Here is a 14917-nt window from a genome sequence, read left to right as displayed (position 1 = left end):
CGCGATGAAGCGTTATACGGTCGGCATCGACCTCGGCACCAGTAATACGGTCGTCGCGTACGTCGAGGCCGGTTCCGACGCGATCCGCGTGTTCGACGTCGAGCAACTGGTCGGGCCCGGCGCGGTGGCCGCGCAGCCGCTGCTGCCGTCGGTGCGCTATCACCCGGCGGCGGGCGAGTTGCCGCCGGACGCGCTGCGGCTGCCGTGGGCGGCTGATCCGAAGGTAAACACGAAGGCGAACGCGGCCGATGCGCCGCCCGCCGTGATCGGCCGCTATGCGCGCACGCTCGGCGCGCAGGTACCGGGCCGGCTCGTGTCGAGCGCGAAGAGCTGGCTGTCGCACGCCGCGGTCGACCGGCTCGCGGCGATCCTGCCGTGGGGCGCGGCCGACGGCGTCGACAAGGTGTCGCCGGTCGACGCGAGCGCGAGCTATCTCGCGCATGTGCGTGACGCGTGGAACGCGCGTTTTCCCGATGCGCCGCTCGCGCAGCAGGACGTGATCCTGACGGTGCCCGCGTCGTTCGACGACGGCGCGCGCGCGTTGACCGTCGAGGCCGCGCGACGCGCGAAGCTGCCGGCGCTGCGGTTGCTGGAAGAGCCGCAAGCCGCGTTCTACGACTGGCTGTACGGCCAGCGCGACACGTTGCGCGAGACGTTCACCGTGGCGCGGCGCGTGCTGATCTGCGACGTCGGCGGCGGCACGACCGACCTCACGCTCGTCGACGTCGCGCCGGGCGACGACGGCGAACCGACCTTCACGCGCGTCGGCGTCGGCAATCACCTGATGCTCGGCGGCGACAACATGGACCTCGCGCTCGCGCGCCTGGTCGAGTCGCGGCTGACCGAGCCCGGTACGCGGCTGTCGGCCGCGAGCCTGTCGCAACTCGTCGAGCGCTGCCGCGCGGCGAAGGAGCGGCTGCTCGGCGACGACGCGCCCGCGTCCGTCACCGTCACGCTGCTCGGCGCGGGCAGCAAGCTCGTCGGCGGTGCGCGTTCGGCCGAGCTGACGCGACAGGAAGTCGAGCAGATCGTCGTCGACGGGTTCTTTCCGCAGGTCGAGGCCGGCGAATTGCCGCGCCGTGCGCGCGCGGCGATCGTCGAATTCGGCTTGCCGTATGCGAGCGACGCGGCCGTCACGCGCCACGTCGCCGCGTTCCTGAAGCGTCATGCGGAAGGCCCGCTGCCGGACACGCTGCTGCTCAACGGCGGCGTGTTCCGCGCGGGCGCGCTCGCCGGCCGTCTCGCGCAGACGCTCGGTACGTGGCGCGGCGCACCGCTCGACGTGCTGCACAACGCGCATCCGGACGTGGCCGTCGCGCGCGGCGCGGTGGCCTACGGGCTTGCGCGCGCCGGACATGCGCCGCGCATCGGCGGCGGCTCCGCGCGCAGCTATTTCCTCGTGCTCGACGATGGCGCCGAGGGTGCTGTCGCGCGCGGTGTTTGTCTGCTGCCGCGCGGCGCGGAAGAAGGCCGCGAGATCCATCTCGACGATCGCACGTTCGCGCTGCAGCTCGGGCAGCCGGTGCGCTTTCACCTCGTATCGACGGTGGCCGACACGAAGTACCAGCCCGGCGATCTCGTCGATCTCGACGGCGGCGATTTCGTGCGGCTGCCGCCGATCGCGACGGTCGTCGACGCGAAGGCGGGCGGCGACGCGCGCGAAACGCCGGTGAAGCTCACCGCGTCGCTGACCGAGGTCGGCACGCTCGAAATGCATTGCATCGCGACCGACGACGCGGCGCGCCGCTGGCGGCTCGAATTCCAGTTGCGCGGCGATGCGCCGGTGCAAGGTGACGATGTGGCGCTCGCGCGGCATCCGCGGCTCGACCAGGCGATCGAGCTGATCGAGCGCTCGTTCGGCAGCAAGGCCGCGGGCGTGACGCCGAAGGACACGCGCCGGTTGCGCGCGCAACTTGAACAGGTGCTCGGCGCGCGCGAAGACTGGGACGTCGCGCTTGCACGCGAACTGTTCGACGCATTGCTCGCGCGGGCGCGGCGGCGGCGCCGCTCGGCCGATCACGAGCGTGCGTGGCTGAATCTCGCCGGGTATTGCCTGCGTCCGGGTTTCGGTCATCCGCTCGACGCGTGGCGCATCGAGCAGCTGTGGCCGCTGTTCGACGACGGTATTCAGTACGTGACCGATGCACAGGTGTGGTCCGAGTGGTGGACGCTGTGGCGGCGCGTGGCCGGCGGCCTCGACGACGACGCGCAGACGCAGGTGCGCGACGCGATCGCGTTCCTCGAACCGTCCGACGACAAGCGGCGCAAGCTGCCGTTCGATCCGGCCAAGGTCGGTCCGGCCGACATGACGCGGTTGTCCGCGTCGCTCGAACGGCTGCCTGTCGCGCGCAAGGTCGAGCTCGCCGAGCGCTTGATCGCGCAATTGCAGAAGCCGGCCGACCGCGCGTTGTGTGCGTGGGCGCTCGGGCGGATTGGCGCAAGGCGGCCGTTCTATGGCAGCGCGCACAGCGTCGTGCCGGCGGAAATCGTCATCGGCTGGCTCGATGCGCTGTTCGCGCTCGACTGGAAGCAGGTCGAGCCGGCTGCATTCGCGGCTGCACAGATTGCGCGGATGACCGGCGACCGTTCGCGCGATCTGCCGGACGACACGCGCGAGGCCGTCATCAAGCGCCTGTCGGCCGCGAATGCATCGGTGGCGTGGATCGACATGGTTCGTGAAGCGATCGCGTTCGATGAAGCCGATACGGTGCGCGTGTTCGGCGAAACGCTGCCGGCCGGGTTGAAGCTGCTGGGCGATTGAGCGCAGCTTGGGATGCTTCGATCTCGTTCGCAGATCGAAGCATCCGGTCGACGTCGCACCAACCATGGCGCGACGTCGACGCCCGTTTCATTCAGGCGTGCGATACCGACACCGCATCGCGCCGTTTTTCCTCTGATTCGATTTCCACGCCGTCATGCGCCGCCGCCGAACGCCGCGCGAGATGAATCCCCGCGAGCATGCAGCGCACCGACCCGCCGGCCAGTTCGATCGTCGGCACGTCGAGCGGTAGCAGTCGCGCGGAGCGTTCGATCGTCACGCGCTGCTCGCCGGTCAGACAGTCGAACGCGCGCCGCGACAGCGCGAGCACGCGCCCATTCTTCCCCGACAATTCCAGCGTATTGCCCGCGAAATTCGCGATTTGCGATGCATCGAGCGCAATCACCGCGCGCCCCGTTTCGCTCAGGCGTTGCGCGATCTCGCCACGGCGGCGGCTGTCGGCGATCAGGTCGAGGCCGACCATCGCGAACTCGGTCGCGACGCTCATCATCACGTTCGTGTGATAGATCGGCCGCCCGTTCGCATCGGCCGTGTCGAAGCAGATCGGCTCGAAATTGAAGTGCGTGCAGAAGCGTTCGAGCGCGACCGGATCGGCTCGGCGCGAGCGCGCGGTGTACGCGATCCGTGCGACGTGATCGAACACCATCGCGCCGGTGCCTTCCAGGAACACGTCGTCGTATTCGAGGCCCGAGTAGTCGATCACGTCCTGCACGCGGTACTCGGCCTTCAGCATCTCGATCACGTCCGCACGCCGCTCGCGGCGGCGGTTCGAGCTGTGCATCGGATACAGCGCGACATGGCCGCCCGGATGCGTCGAGAACCAGTTGTTCGGGAACACGGAGTCGGGCGTGTCGCGCTCGCCGTGGTCGTCGAACACATGCACGCGCACGCCCGCATCGGCGAGCGTCTGCGCGGCGGCCGTGACTTCGTCGCGCGCGGCGGCCGATACCGACGACGTGTCGTGCGAATCGTCAGCGGCCGTGCGCTGGAACGCGTTGTCGGCCGCGGTCTGCGGGTTCGGCACGAAGCGGTGCGGCCGGATCATCACGACGGCGGACGGCGCCTGGATCGATACGAGATTCATGAAGGGCGGGAGCGAAGGGCAGGAAAACGGGCGGCGTACGGGCCGCCCGTGCATGACGGTCAGCGCGCGAACGCGGCGACGGCTTCGGTCACGAACGCCGCGTGGCCGTGCGCGATCGCGGCCGGGTCGTCGATCAGCGCGAACAGGTTCTTCGGATCGACGGCAGGCGGAATCAATGCGATCTCGACGCCCGCGTTGTGCTGCTGCGCGAGCGCGTACAGGTAGCGCAGCGCCGAGTAATCCTCGAGCGCGAAGCCGACCGAGTCGAACACCGTGACTTCATCCGCGCGTTGGCGGCCGGTCGTCTCGCGCTGCAGCACGCGCCACAGCTCGGTGACGGGGAAATCGGCCGGCATCTGCTGGATCTCGCCCTCGATGCGCGACTGCGGCTCGAATTCGACGAACACGCGGCCCGCGCGCAGCACGCCCGCTTCGAGTTCGGTCTTGCCCGGACAGTCGCCGCCGACCGCGTTCAGGTGCATGCCGGGCTCGATCATGTCGGCCGTGACGATCGTGGCAAACGCCTTGTCGGCGGTGACGGTCGTCACGATGTCGGCGCCGCGCACCGCGTCGGCGGTCGAAGCGGCGCGCACGATGCGCAAGCCGGGGTACGCGGCAAGGTTCCGCACGAGCTTGTCGGTCGCGTGCGAATCGACGTCGAACACGCGAATTTCGTCGATGCCGAGCAGCGTGTGGAATGCGATCGCCTGGAATTCACTTTGCGCGCCGTTGCCGATCAGCGCCATCGAGCGCGCATCGGGCCGCGCGAGCACCTGCGCGGCGAGGACCGACGTGGCGGCCGTGCGCAGCGCGGTGGTCAGCGTGAGTTCGGCGAGCAGCAGCGGGTAGCCGGTATCGACCTCGGCGAGCGCGCCGAACGCCATCACCGTGTGCATGCCGCGCGCCGCATTGACGGGGTGGCCGTTCACGTACTTGAACGCGAACAACGACGCGTTCGCCACAGGCATCAGCTCGATCACGCCGTCGCGCGAGTGGCACGCGACGCGCGGCGACTTGTCGAAATCGGCCCAGTGCAGGTAGTCGGCGCGCAGCGTGTCGACCAGTTCGCGCAGGAACGTCGTGACGCCGGTTTGGGCGATCAGGCGGGCGGTGGCGGGAACGTCGAGGAAGCGAGTCATCGGTCTGTCTCCATATTCGGTGCCGGTACGGGGGGCCGGCGTTCTGGTCGACCGGCCGGGGCTTCGGCGCGAATCCGGGCTTCCTGGAAAGGCAGCGGCGCGGCGGGTCGGCCGGTCGATGGAGTCATTATTTCCGCGAGTCGAGCCAACAAAAAGACGGCAAAAGTGGCAGATTTATCGATAGACTTGGCAAATTGCCAGCCCATTCCGGCAGTTTGATCAATTCAAGCTGGCCGGCATGCGCCGCCTCCGGCACGCTGGCGGCCGGTTCACGCTCAACAGGAAAGCCGTTCATGATCACGCTCGACGACGTCGACCGTCAGCTCATCGCGCTGCTGCGCGACAACGCGCGACTGCCTGTCGTCGCGTTGGCGAAAGAATTGCGCGTGGCGCGCGCGACCGTGCAAAACCGGCTCACGCGGCTCGAGAAGAACGGCGTGATCGTCGGCTATACGGTGCGGCTCAAGCCGGCCGCCGAACGGCACCGGATTCGCGCGCTGATGTCGATCGCGGTGCAGGGCAATCGCGGCGCGGAGGTGGTGAAGGTGCTGCGCGGGCATCCGAACGTCGCGTCGATCCACAGCACGAACGGGCGCTGGGATCTCGTCGCCGAACTGCATGCCGATTCGCTCGAGCACTTCGATCGTGTGCTCGGCGCGATCCGCTTGATCGACGGGATCGCCAATACCGAGACGAGCATCCTGTTGTCGACGCACAAGGCGTGACGCGGGCAGGGCCGCGCCACGTTCCTGCACGCGGTCAGGCGCCGGCCGCCGATTCCGGAAACACCGGCTCGCCGAGCGTCAGCATCAACCGGTTCGCCCACGCGAAAATCGCGATCGCGTGCGACAGGTCGAGAATCTCCTCATGCGTGAGCCCTTCGGCTTCGAGCGCGGCGATGTCGCTTTCGTTGATCGCGTCGGGCCGTTCGGTCAACGCGATCGCATAGCGGACGATCGCGCGTTCGCGCGCCGTCGTGCCGGCCGTCGCCGGATCGTCGAACACCTGCTCGATCGCATCGGTGCGTTTCGCGAGTTGCGCGAAGCGCTGCGCATGCACCGATGCGCAGTACACGCAGCCGTTCACGCGCGACACCGCCGTGCTCGCGAGTTCGCGCTCCGCGCGCGACAGCCCGCCGGGGCCGTACATGATCGCGTTGAACACGCCCGAGCGCTGCCGCAGGATCTCGGGAAGATGGACGAGCAGCAGGTAATAGTCGGACGTTTTCGCTTGCGGATGGCTCGCTTCGAGCACCGCGAGTTGTTCGGGCGTCGCGGCGTCGAGCGAGACCGTGTCGAGCCACGCGCGCCAGCCGAGCGTGTCGGATGTGAAGCCGTGAGTGGCCGTCGTCATGCGGCCTCCTTTGCGGCACGTGCCTGAAGTGCCCGCGCGGCGGCGGCGACACGCAACTGATACGCGACGAACGCGACGAGCTGCGACAGCGCGACGATCGCGGGGGTCGTGAGTCCGGCCGATTTCAGCGCGTCGAGATCGGATGCGCGCGCGTCGACCGGGGCGTGCGTCAGGCGCTTCGCGTGCAACAGGATCGCGCCGAGGCGGCGCGGCAGTGCGTCGAGCGCGTCGGCATCGGCTCGTTCGATGTCGGCAAGCGTGCCGCCTGCGTCGAGCAATCGGGCGCGATAGATGTCGGCCAGCGCGTGTGCATTCGACTGCTGCGCGACATACCGTGCCGCATGCAGCCGCTCGATCAGTGAAAGATCGGGCAGCGCGGGATCGAACAGCGCGGCTTCGCTCAGTCGCGTCGGAAGCAGCACCTTGTCGCGGGCGCGGCGCAGCGCGGCGACGGCGTCGCCTTCCCGCAGGCCGGCTGCCGCGTCGATCATATCCGGCGCGGCGGCCGGCGTGATGGAGTCAGTCATCGGTTCGGTGTTCCTTCATCGTCAAAGTGATCGAGGGCATCGGCGTCGCGCCATTCGTCGCCTTGCAGTTCGGCATTCGCGTAGGCGACGAGCGCGTCGTAGTGGCGGTCGCGATCGGCATCGAACAGTCGGCTCGCAATGCCGCGCGCGAGCCGCTGCGCGCCCGCGCTGATCGCCGGGATATCGCCGGACAGCTTGCCGTGGCTCAGGCTCGCCGCGTGGTTGAAGCAGTGGATGCGCGTGACGGCCGGGCACGCGCCGCGCTCGCGTTCCTGAAACGCGAACGCGGGGCCGAGATCGGGCGACTCGGCGAGCTCGTCGAGCCACAGCGCCGGTTCCGGCCGATAGCGATCCTTCCAGCGCCGCACGTGCGCGCCGAACGACGCGAATTCGTCGCGCGTCGTCCAGTCCGAATGAAAGCCCGTCGCGAAGATCAGGAAATCGACGGTGTAGCGGCCGCGCGGCGTCGTCACGTCGAGGCCGTCCGCATGGTCGGCGAGCGTCTCGATCGGGCTGCCCGCATGGAAATGCGCATGGTCGTGGCGCGAGACGCGCAGCACGCTGTCGCGCGGCGGCGGCGTCTGCGACGTGAGCGCGTAGTGCATGAAACGCCACTTCGTCGCGTCGTCGAGATCGGCGTAGCCGTGCACGAGGCCCGGGCTGCCGATGCCGGTCAGCTTGTTGATGCGCGGAATGTCCGCGCGACGGAAGAACAGGTCGACGCGCGCGGCGCCCGCTTCGAGCGCGGTGCCCGCGTTGTCGAACGCGGATGCGCCCGCGCCGACCACGCCGACACGCTTGCCCGCGAGCGCCGCGAAATCGATGGGCTCGGACGAATGGGCCCAGCGCGAGCGCGGCGCGCGCTGCGCGACGGGCGGCACGTACGGGCCGCCGAGACCGTCGCGGCCGGTCGCGAGCACGACGTGCCGCGCGAGCAGCGTCTGCGCTTCGCCGTTGCCGCGCACGTCGAGCGCGAGCAGCCCGTCGTCGCGCGGGCGCAGCGCGACGAGCGTCGTGTCGTTGCGCACCTGCAGGTCGAGCACGCGCCGATACCAGCGCAGGTAGTCCATCCATTGCGGGCGCGGGATCTTGTACAGCGCGTCCCACGCGTCGCGGCCGTATTGCGCTTCGAACCACGCGCGGAACGTCAGCGCGGGCAGCCCGAGCGCGGGGCCGGCAAGCTGCTTCGGCGAACGCAGCGTCTCCATCCGCGCGAACGTGACCCACGGGCCTTCGTAGCCGGCCGGCGCGCGGTCGATCACGCACTGGTTGTCGATGCCGAGCAGGCGCAGTTCGGCGGACGCCGCGAGCCCGGCCATGCCACCGCCGACGATCGCCACGTCGAGCACGCGCACGCCGTCCGCTTCGCGCGGCGGCACCCACGACGGCGCGGGCAGGTCGAGCCAGCGCAGGTCCTGCGCGAGCCGGGCTTCGAGTGCGTCGAGTTGGGCCGTCATGCGGCCTCCGGGCGCGCGCGGCGGGTGCGTGTCGGGCGAGGCGGGCGCGCGGTGCGGTCGGTGCGCAGCCGGTCGCCGCGCAGCAGCGCGTCGTGCGCGGCGGCGTCGTGAAAGATCACGTCGTCGAGCAGCGTGCGCGTCGTGCGATGCAGCGCGTCGAGCAGCGCATCGACGGCCTCCGTGCGCGCCTTGCCGGCCGGCGTCGCGACGCCGAACGCGAACGGAATGTCGACGTCGAGCGCGCGCGCGACGACACCCTCCACCGGCAGCGCGACGCCGGTGGCCGGATCGACGATGCCGATCCCGATGCCCGCGCGCGCGGCCATCACCGCATTCAGTGACGCATTGGTTTCGATGAACACGCGCGCGTCGACCCGTGCGGCCGCGAATGCGGCATCGATCCGCTGGCGCAGCCGGTGCCGGTTCGCGACCGTCACGATGCGGCGTCGCGCGAGGTCGCGCAGCGCGATACGCGGCTGCGCCGCGAGCGGATCGTCGGCCGGCAATACGGCGACGCAGGGCGTCTGCGCGATCCAGTGCACGTCGAGCCCGGCATGCGCCATCGGCAGCGTGACGACGCCGACATCGGCCGTGCCGGCCAGCACCTCGTGCACGACATGCTCGGCCGATTCGCTGCGCAACTGGTAGTGCGGCGCGTGCGCGTCGTCCGGCAGCGCGGCGAGCGCGGCCGGCACGAGCGTGGCCGCGAGCGACGGCGTGGCCGCGATGCGCACGGGTTCGGCGGTTTCATCGCCGAGCGCGCGGGCCCGCGCCTCGATCGCGCGCAGGCCGACCAGCGAGCGCTCGACTTCCTCGTACAGCAGGAACGCGCGGCGCGTCGGCGTGACGCGCGGGCCGTGCCGGTCGAACAGCGCGTAGCCGAGATCGGCTTCGAGTTCCTGGATCTGCCGCGTGACGGCCGGCTGCGAGCGGCCGAGCAGTTCGCCCGCGCCGGTCACGCTGCCGGCCGACATGACCGCGGAAAAGGCTTCGAGTTGATGCAGCTCCATGACGCGTTCCGATGATGCAATTTGCGCATTGTAGGAGCGTGAGCATGCACGATTCATATAATGATTTTTGCTATCGACAGCGGGAAAACTGCGAAGGGCGCGACCGACGCGGCGGCCGGCCCTGCGCGCATGCGCGCCGGTTGTGCGGGGTGACGAGAACGAAACGCCAATCGAATCAACGCGATGCGATGCATGCCCGCATGTCGGTGGATGCAGCGGGCATTCACGTCGATCGCGAACGTCATCCGCTTCGCGCCGCCTGCGATATCGATATGCACAAAACTTCGTTGGAACGCTATGACCCGGATGGTTACATGCCCTCACTCTTTTCGATTGACTGAAGCTGGGGGACGCATGAACGTTTCGGGGAACGACGCACGCGGCGCATGGCGGCGCGTGCTGGGCACGGTGGCGGCGCTCGCTGCCGCATGGGGTTTGTCGACGGGCGGCGCGCTAGCGGCCGGCGTGTCGGGCGAGCCGGTGGTGATCGGTGTGAGCGGGCCGCTCACGGGCCAGGACGCGCAGTACGGCGAGCAGTGGAAGCGCGGCTTCGATCTCGCGCTCGACGAGATCAACGGCAGCGGCGGCATTCACGGCCGGCCGCTCGCGATCGACTTCCAGGACAGCCGCAGCGATCCGCGCCAGGCGGTGGCGATCGCGCAGAAGTTCGTCGCCGATCCGCGCATCGCGATCGAGCTCGGCGATTTCTCGAGCGCGACGTCGATGGCCGCGTCGCCGATCTATCAGCGCGGGCAACTGATCCAGTTCGGCTTCACGAATTCGCATCCGGATTTCACGAAGGGCGGCGACTATCTGTGGAGCACGGCGCTGAGCCAGGCCGAGGAACAGCCGCTGCTCGCGCGCTACGCGGTGAAGGAACTCGGCTTCAAGCGGATCGCGGTGCTGTACCTGAATACCGACTGGGGGCGCACCAGCAAGGACATCTTCGCGAAGGCGGTGACGGGGCTCGGCGCGCAGGTCGTCGCGGCCGAAGGCTACCAGCCGGCGGAGAAGGATTTCCGTTCGACGCTCGTGCGCATCGGTGAATCGAAGCCCGATTCGATCGTGCTGATCTCCTATTACGCCGACGGCGCGCAGATCGTGCGCCAGGCGCGCACGTCGGGCGTTGCACTGCCGATCGCGGCGGTGGGCTCCGTGTATTCGCCGAAGTTCCTCGAACTGGGCGGCACGGCCGTCGAAGGCGTCTATACGGAGTCGAACTTCTTCCCGGCCGAACCGCGCCCCGAGGTGCAGGCGTTCGTGCAGCGCTATCGCGCGAAATTCCACGCCGATCCCGATTCGTTCGTCGCGCGTGCTTACGATGCGCTGATCCTGTCGGCCGAGGTGCTGCGCCGCTACGGCACGACGCGCCAGGCCGCGCACGACGGCTTCGCGAAAGTGAGCGACGTGCCGAGCGTGATCTTCGGCAAGGTGCGTTTCGATCCGCAGACGCGCCGCGTCGCCGGCGCGCGCACGGTCTATCTGGTCGTGAAGCAGGGGCAGTGGGCGCTGTGGGACGGCGCGAAGCCGCAGCTCGCGGCGCGCTGAACCCGACATGAACCGCCTGCACCTGACGGACGCATCGTGATGGCTTCCTGGCTCGACTACACGCTCAACGGCCTCATCGTCGGCAACATCTACGCGCTGCTCGCAGTCGGGCTCGCGCTGATCTTCGGCGTGTCGCACCTGATCAACTTCGCGCACGGCTCGGTGTACATGGTCGGCGCGTTCATCGGCTGGCTGTGCCTGACGCGCTTCGGGCTGCCGCTGCCCGTCGCGCTCGCGGCGGTCGTGGTCGGCTGCGGCGCGCTCGGCATCGCAATCGAACGGATCGGGCTGCGGCCGCTGCGCCATGCCGCGCGCATCGCGCCGTTGCTCGCGACGATCGGCATCAGCTTCATCCTCGACCAGCTCGCGCAGCTCGCGTTCGGCGCGGACCCGCGCGCGGTGCCGACGCCGCTACCCGACTGGCACGTGCGGATCGCCGGCGCGACGCTCGGCTCGCTCGACTTGCTGATCGCGGGCATCGGCATCGCGGCGGCCGCGCTGCTGTACGGCTTCCTGCGCTTCACGCGCCTCGGCTGGGCCGTGCGCGCGACCGCGCAGGATCGCGACGCGGCGCTGCAGATGGGTGTCGACGTCGATCGCGTGAACCAGACCGTGTTCGCAATTGCGTGCGCGCTCGGCGGCGTGAGCGGGCTGCTGGTCGGCATGTACTACAACAGCATCGATCCGGCGATGGGTTTCCAGGCGACGCTGAAGGGCGTGGTCGCGCTGCTGATCGGCGGCCTCGGCAACGTGCCGGGCGCGATCGCGGGCAGCCTGCTGCTCGGTCTCGTCGAAAGCTACGGCGTCGCGCTGTTCGGCACCAGCTATCGCGACCTGTTCGCGTTCGGGCTGCTGATCGTATTCCTCGTGTGGCGGCCGAACGGCTTGTTCAGCGCGAATCGCGCGCTGCCGCCCGAGCCGATGACGGGTACGTTCCTCGCCGCCGCGAAAGCCGTTCGCGTGCCGCGCCCGCTGCTCGTCGCGCTGATCGCGGCGGCGGCCGTGCTGCCCTGGCTCGGTGCATCACCTTACGTGTTGCAGACGCTCACCAACGCGTGGCTGTACGGGCTGCTCGCGCTGAGCCTCACGCTCGTCGCGGGCACGGTCGGGCAGATCTCGCTCGGCCACGCCGCACTGCTCGTGATCGGCGCGTATGCGTCGGCGCTGCTGTCGTCGGATCTCGGCTGGTCGCCGGCCGTGACGATTCCGTGCGCGGGCGCGATCACCGCCGTGCTCGGCACGCTGCTCGTCTATCCGGCGTTCCGGCTGCGCGGGCACTACGTGTCGATCGCGACGCTCGGCATCGGCGAAGTGGTGAGCCTCGTGATCCTGAACTGGGACGGCCTGACGCGCGGCCCGCTCGGCATCACCGGCATCGCGCCGCTGCCGTGGGCGACGACCGCGCGCGCCGCGTACTGGTTCACGTTCGCGGTGCTCGTCGTGTTCGCGCTCGTGCAGGTGCGGCTGCTGCGTTCGCATCTGGGCCGCACGCTGCGCGCGGTGCGCGAGGACGACGTCGCCGCGCGTGCGCACGGCATCGCGCCGAACCGCTACAAGGCGATCGCGTTCGCGGTCGGCGGCGTCGCGGCCGGCGTGAGCGGCGGCATCGCCGCGCATCTGTACAGCTACATCAATCACCAGACCTTCGATTCGCAGGTGTCGATCCTCGCGCTGACGATGGTGATCCTCGGCGGGCTCGGCAACGTGCTCGGCGGCATCGTCGGCGCGATCGCGCTGATCGGGCTGCCCGAGTTGTTCCGCTGGGCGGCCGATTACCGGATGCTGATCTACGGCCTCGTGCTGCTGCTGCTCGTCCGGTTCCGGCCGCAGGGCCTGCTCGGCACGGTGTGAGGAGGAATGCGATGACCACCACTCGACCCCTGCTCGACGTGCAGGGTTTGACGCGCCGCTTCGACGGCGTGACCGCGCTCGACGGCGCGAGCCTGACGCTGGCCGACGGCGAACTGCTGAGCGTGATCGGCCCGAATGGCGCGGGCAAGTCGACGCTGTTCAACCTGATCGCGGGCGCCGACCGGCCCGACGCCGGCCGCGTGACGTTCGACGGCCGCGACATCACCGGCACCGCGCCGGAACGGCTCGCGGCGCTCGGCATTGCACGCACGTTCCAGCACGGCCGTGTGTTCGGCAACCTGAGCGTGCTCGACAACGTGCTGATCGGCGCGCATGCGCGGCTGCGTGCGGCACGGCCAGGCTGGCCGGCGCTCGGCGCGGCCGCCGAAGTGCTGCGCGCGCTCGTGCGGCCCGCGTCGGTGCGGCGCGAGGAAGCCGAACTGCGCGAAGAAGCGCGCGCGATCGTCGCCGGGTTCGGCGAACGGCTCACGCCGCGCATCGATCATCCGGCGCACAGCCTGTCGTATGCGAACCGGCGGCGCGTGGAGATCGGCCGCGCGCTCGCGCTGCATCCGCGTCTGCTGCTGCTCGACGAGCCGACGGCCGGGATGAACGAGACGGAGACGGCCGAGATGCTGCAACTGATCCAGTCGCTGAAGGCGCGCGGGCTGACGATCCTGTTGATCGAGCACAAGCTCGAACTCGTGATGCGCGTGTCCGACCGCGTGATGGTGCTCGACAACGGCGTGAAGATCGCCGAAGGCGCGCCGCGCGACGTGCGGCACGATCCGCGCGTGATCGAGGCCTATCTCGGCCGCCGCCACGCGGGCGGCGCGGCCACCGAGCATTCCGCGCAGGCGGCCGCATGACCGTGCAATCTTCCGTGCCTGATACGACCATGACCGACGCGCTGCTGAAACTCGAACATCTCGACACGTTCTACGGACCGGTGCAGGTGCACTTCGACGTGAACTTCGAGGTCGGCCGCGGGCAGATCGTCAGCCTGCTCGGCGGTAACGCGAGCGGCAAATCGACGACGATGAAGCTGATTCTCGGGCTGATGCGGCCGAAGCGCGGCGTCGTGCGTTTCGACGGCGACGACGTGACGGCGCTCGCGACGCCGCAGCGCGTGCGGCGCGGGATCGCGGCCGTGCCCGAGGCGCGGCGGCTGTTCGGCGACATGAGCGTGCGCGAGAATTTGCTGATGGGCGCGTACACGCGCGGCGATCGTGCGGCGGTGAGCGAAGACTACGAACGCGTGCTCGACCTGTTTCCGCGTGTGCGCGAACGGCTCGCGCAGCGCGCGGGCACGCTGTCGGGCGGCGAGCAGCAGATGCTTGCGATGGCGCGTGCGCTGATGGCGCGGCCGAAACTGATCTGCATGGACGAGCCGACGATGGGGCTGTCGCCGCTCTACGTCGACAAGGTGCTCGAACTGATCGACGCGATCAACAAGCAGGGCGTGACGGTGTTCATGGTCGAGCAGAACGCGAGCCTCGCGCTGGAGATTGCACACTACGGGTACGTGCTGCAGACGGGGCGCGTCGTGCTCGAAGGGCCCGCGAAAACGCTGCTCGACGATGAGCGCGTGCGCGATGCGTATCTCGGCGGGGAGGCGGTGGCGGTGTAGGCGGCGCAAGCAGGCGCTGCCAGGCGCCGTGAAATGTGGAGTAGATTGGCGTTCTGTTGCGATCGACACCACGGAGAGCACCGCGCCATGTTGACCTATTCAATCCAGAAAGTCGGCTACGACTTCAATCAGCTCGATCAGCAGGGCGCGGCCGACTACGCGTCGTTCGTTCATGCGTTCGATGCGTTCCCTTGGGGGGCGCAGCACGTCGAATGGAACGAGACGCAGGACGGCCCGCTGCCGGCGCTCGTGCTGCAGCATGCCGACGATCAGCGTGAGCTGTGGGTGACTGCGTTGACAGATGCGCATTCGGACGGCTTCCAGCTGAATGCGGTGTCCATGCGGATCAAGAAGGGGCTCTTCGGCATCGGCAAGGGCAAGCTGGAGCAGCACGTCGACACGATCGACGTCAGGAAGCGCGTCGACGTCGATGCGTTGTGCCGGTTGTTCTGCGACCGCCAGTATGACGAACTGGATCAACGGGTGGCGCGGTATGCGCAGCGCAACGCCGACGACGATCGGGACAGCGACGACTGAAC

At 69.2% G+C, this 14917-nt stretch carries 15 protein-coding genes; 8 read left to right on the top strand and 7 right to left on the bottom strand.

The features are described from left to right. The first annotated feature begins 4 nt into the window (after positions 1–4). A complete protein-coding gene (locus tag JMF86_RS24725) occupies positions 5–2761 on the top strand; it encodes an Hsp70 family protein (RefSeq protein WP_011694613.1) in 2757 nt (918 codons plus the stop codon). A 91-nt stretch (positions 2762–2852) separates the two neighbouring features. Here the strand turns inward: JMF86_RS24725 and ctlX are convergent, their stop codons facing one another. The 3 genes from ctlX to JMF86_RS24710 form a co-directional block, all read right to left on the bottom strand. Beyond that, a complete protein-coding gene (ctlX, locus tag JMF86_RS24720) occupies positions 2853–3863 on the bottom strand; it encodes a citrulline utilization hydrolase CtlX (protein WP_041489635.1) in 1011 nt (336 codons plus the stop codon). Between the two features lie 59 nt (positions 3864–3922). Continuing rightward, a complete protein-coding gene (locus JMF86_RS24715; protein WP_011694615.1) occupies positions 3923–5002 on the bottom strand; it encodes an ornithine cyclodeaminase in 1080 nt (359 codons plus the stop codon). A gap of 127 nt (positions 5003–5129) precedes the next feature. Then, entirely contained in the window at positions 5130–5297 is a 168-nt protein-coding gene (locus JMF86_RS24710; protein WP_154234412.1) for a hypothetical protein, read from the bottom strand. Here JMF86_RS24710 and JMF86_RS24705 point away from each other — a divergent pair. Beyond that, the gene (locus JMF86_RS24705) at positions 5296–5727 is read left to right on the top strand and encodes an Lrp/AsnC family transcriptional regulator (protein WP_006479718.1); all 432 of its coding nucleotides are present in this window, start codon (positions 5296–5298) and stop codon (positions 5725–5727) included. The two genes, JMF86_RS24710 and JMF86_RS24705, sit on opposite strands and share 2 nt — an antisense overlap. Before the next feature lie 34 nt (positions 5728–5761). Here JMF86_RS24705 and JMF86_RS24700 read toward each other — a convergent pair whose 3' ends face one another. Genes JMF86_RS24700 through JMF86_RS24685 form a run of 4 tightly spaced genes read right to left on the bottom strand, consistent with a single transcriptional unit; the run spans position 5762 to position 9349 of the window. Continuing rightward, a complete protein-coding gene (locus JMF86_RS24700) occupies positions 5762–6355 on the bottom strand; it encodes a peroxidase-related enzyme (protein WP_011694616.1) in 594 nt (197 codons plus the stop codon). Next, positions 6352–6882, bottom strand: a complete 531-nt coding sequence (locus JMF86_RS24695) for a CMD domain-containing protein (RefSeq protein WP_011694617.1) — start codon at positions 6880–6882, stop codon at positions 6352–6354. The genes JMF86_RS24700 and JMF86_RS24695 overlap by 4 nt, the downstream gene beginning before the upstream one ends. Beyond that, positions 6879–8339 (bottom strand): NAD(P)-binding domain-containing protein, encoded by a 1461-nt coding sequence (locus JMF86_RS24690; protein WP_011694618.1) that lies wholly within the window; start codon positions 8337–8339, stop codon positions 6879–6881. Before JMF86_RS24690 ends, JMF86_RS24695 begins: the two co-directional genes overlap by 4 nt. Beyond that, a complete protein-coding gene (locus JMF86_RS24685) occupies positions 8336–9349 on the bottom strand; it encodes a LysR family transcriptional regulator (protein WP_041489636.1) in 1014 nt (337 codons plus the stop codon). Before JMF86_RS24685 ends, JMF86_RS24690 begins: the two co-directional genes overlap by 4 nt. Positions 9350–9393: 44 nt before the next feature. On the opposite strand from JMF86_RS24685, the gene JMF86_RS24680 reads away from it, so the two are divergent. From JMF86_RS24680 to JMF86_RS24655, 6 genes are all read left to right on the top strand, one after another. Beyond that, positions 9394–9690, top strand: coding sequence for a hypothetical protein (locus tag JMF86_RS24680; RefSeq protein WP_175804006.1), 297 nt, complete (start codon positions 9394–9396; stop codon positions 9688–9690). 13 nt (positions 9691–9703) lie between these two features. Then, entirely contained in the window at positions 9704–10897 is a 1194-nt protein-coding gene (locus JMF86_RS24675) for an ABC transporter substrate-binding protein (RefSeq protein WP_011694620.1), read from the top strand. A gap of 39 nt (positions 10898–10936) precedes the next feature. After that, positions 10937–12748: an ABC transporter permease gene (locus tag JMF86_RS24670; RefSeq protein WP_011694621.1), complete on the top strand. Its 1812-nt coding sequence runs from the start codon at positions 10937–10939 to the stop codon at positions 12746–12748. 11 nt (positions 12749–12759) lie between these two features. Continuing rightward, on the top strand, positions 12760–13617 hold the full coding sequence (locus tag JMF86_RS24665) for an ABC transporter ATP-binding protein (protein WP_011694622.1): 858 nt from the start codon (positions 12760–12762) through the stop codon (positions 13615–13617). Further along, positions 13614–14378 (top strand): ABC transporter ATP-binding protein, encoded by a 765-nt coding sequence (locus JMF86_RS24660; protein ID WP_011694623.1) that lies wholly within the window; start codon positions 13614–13616, stop codon positions 14376–14378. Before JMF86_RS24665 ends, JMF86_RS24660 begins: the two co-directional genes overlap by 4 nt. A gap of 87 nt (positions 14379–14465) precedes the next feature. Next, positions 14466–14915, top strand: coding sequence for a hypothetical protein (locus JMF86_RS24655; protein ID WP_011694624.1), 450 nt, complete (start codon positions 14466–14468; stop codon positions 14913–14915). Positions 14916–14917 lie beyond the last annotated feature (2 nt).

This window comes from Burkholderia sp. E168m15 (assembly GCF_016586105.1).
Classification (GTDB): Bacteria; Pseudomonadota; Gammaproteobacteria; order Burkholderiales; family Burkholderiaceae; genus Burkholderia; species Burkholderia orbicola.
Note: the sequence above shows the minus strand (reverse complement) of the source record. Positions and strands in the feature narration are given on the sequence as shown.

Excerpts from the sequence above, each read along its gene's own strand:
- ctlX (WP_041489635.1), bottom strand. The coding sequence starts at position 3,863 with ATGAATCTCGTATCGATCCAGGCGCCGTCCGCCGTCGTGATGATCCGG.
- JMF86_RS24710 (WP_154234412.1), bottom strand. The coding sequence starts at position 5,297 with ATGAACGGCTTTCCTGTTGAGCGTGAACCGGCCGCCAGCGTGCCGGAG.
- JMF86_RS24690 (WP_011694618.1), bottom strand. The coding sequence starts at position 8,339 with ATGACGGCCCAACTCGACGCACTCGAAGCCCGGCTCGCGCAGGACCTG.
- JMF86_RS24655 (WP_011694624.1), top strand. The coding sequence starts at position 14,466 with ATGTTGACCTATTCAATCCAGAAAGTCGGCTACGACTTCAATCAGCTC.
- JMF86_RS24715 (WP_011694615.1), bottom strand. The coding sequence starts at position 5,002 with ATGACTCGCTTCCTCGACGTTCCCGCCACCGCCCGCCTGATCGCCCAA.
- JMF86_RS24695 (WP_011694617.1), bottom strand. The coding sequence starts at position 6,882 with ATGACTGACTCCATCACGCCGGCCGCCGCGCCGGATATGATCGACGCG.
- JMF86_RS24670 (WP_011694621.1), top strand. The coding sequence starts at position 10,937 with ATGGCTTCCTGGCTCGACTACACGCTCAACGGCCTCATCGTCGGCAAC.
- JMF86_RS24675 (WP_011694620.1), top strand. The coding sequence starts at position 9,704 with ATGAACGTTTCGGGGAACGACGCACGCGGCGCATGGCGGCGCGTGCTG.
- JMF86_RS24660 (WP_011694623.1), top strand. The coding sequence starts at position 13,614 with ATGACCGTGCAATCTTCCGTGCCTGATACGACCATGACCGACGCGCTG.
- JMF86_RS24700 (WP_011694616.1), bottom strand. The coding sequence starts at position 6,355 with ATGACGACGGCCACTCACGGCTTCACATCCGACACGCTCGGCTGGCGC.
- JMF86_RS24725 (WP_011694613.1), top strand. The coding sequence starts at position 5 with ATGAAGCGTTATACGGTCGGCATCGACCTCGGCACCAGTAATACGGTC.
- JMF86_RS24685 (WP_041489636.1), bottom strand. The coding sequence starts at position 9,349 with ATGGAGCTGCATCAACTCGAAGCCTTTTCCGCGGTCATGTCGGCCGGC.
- JMF86_RS24665 (WP_011694622.1), top strand. The coding sequence starts at position 12,760 with ATGACCACCACTCGACCCCTGCTCGACGTGCAGGGTTTGACGCGCCGC.
- JMF86_RS24705 (WP_006479718.1), top strand. The coding sequence starts at position 5,296 with ATGATCACGCTCGACGACGTCGACCGTCAGCTCATCGCGCTGCTGCGC.
- JMF86_RS24680 (WP_175804006.1), top strand. The coding sequence starts at position 9,394 with ATGCACGATTCATATAATGATTTTTGCTATCGACAGCGGGAAAACTGC.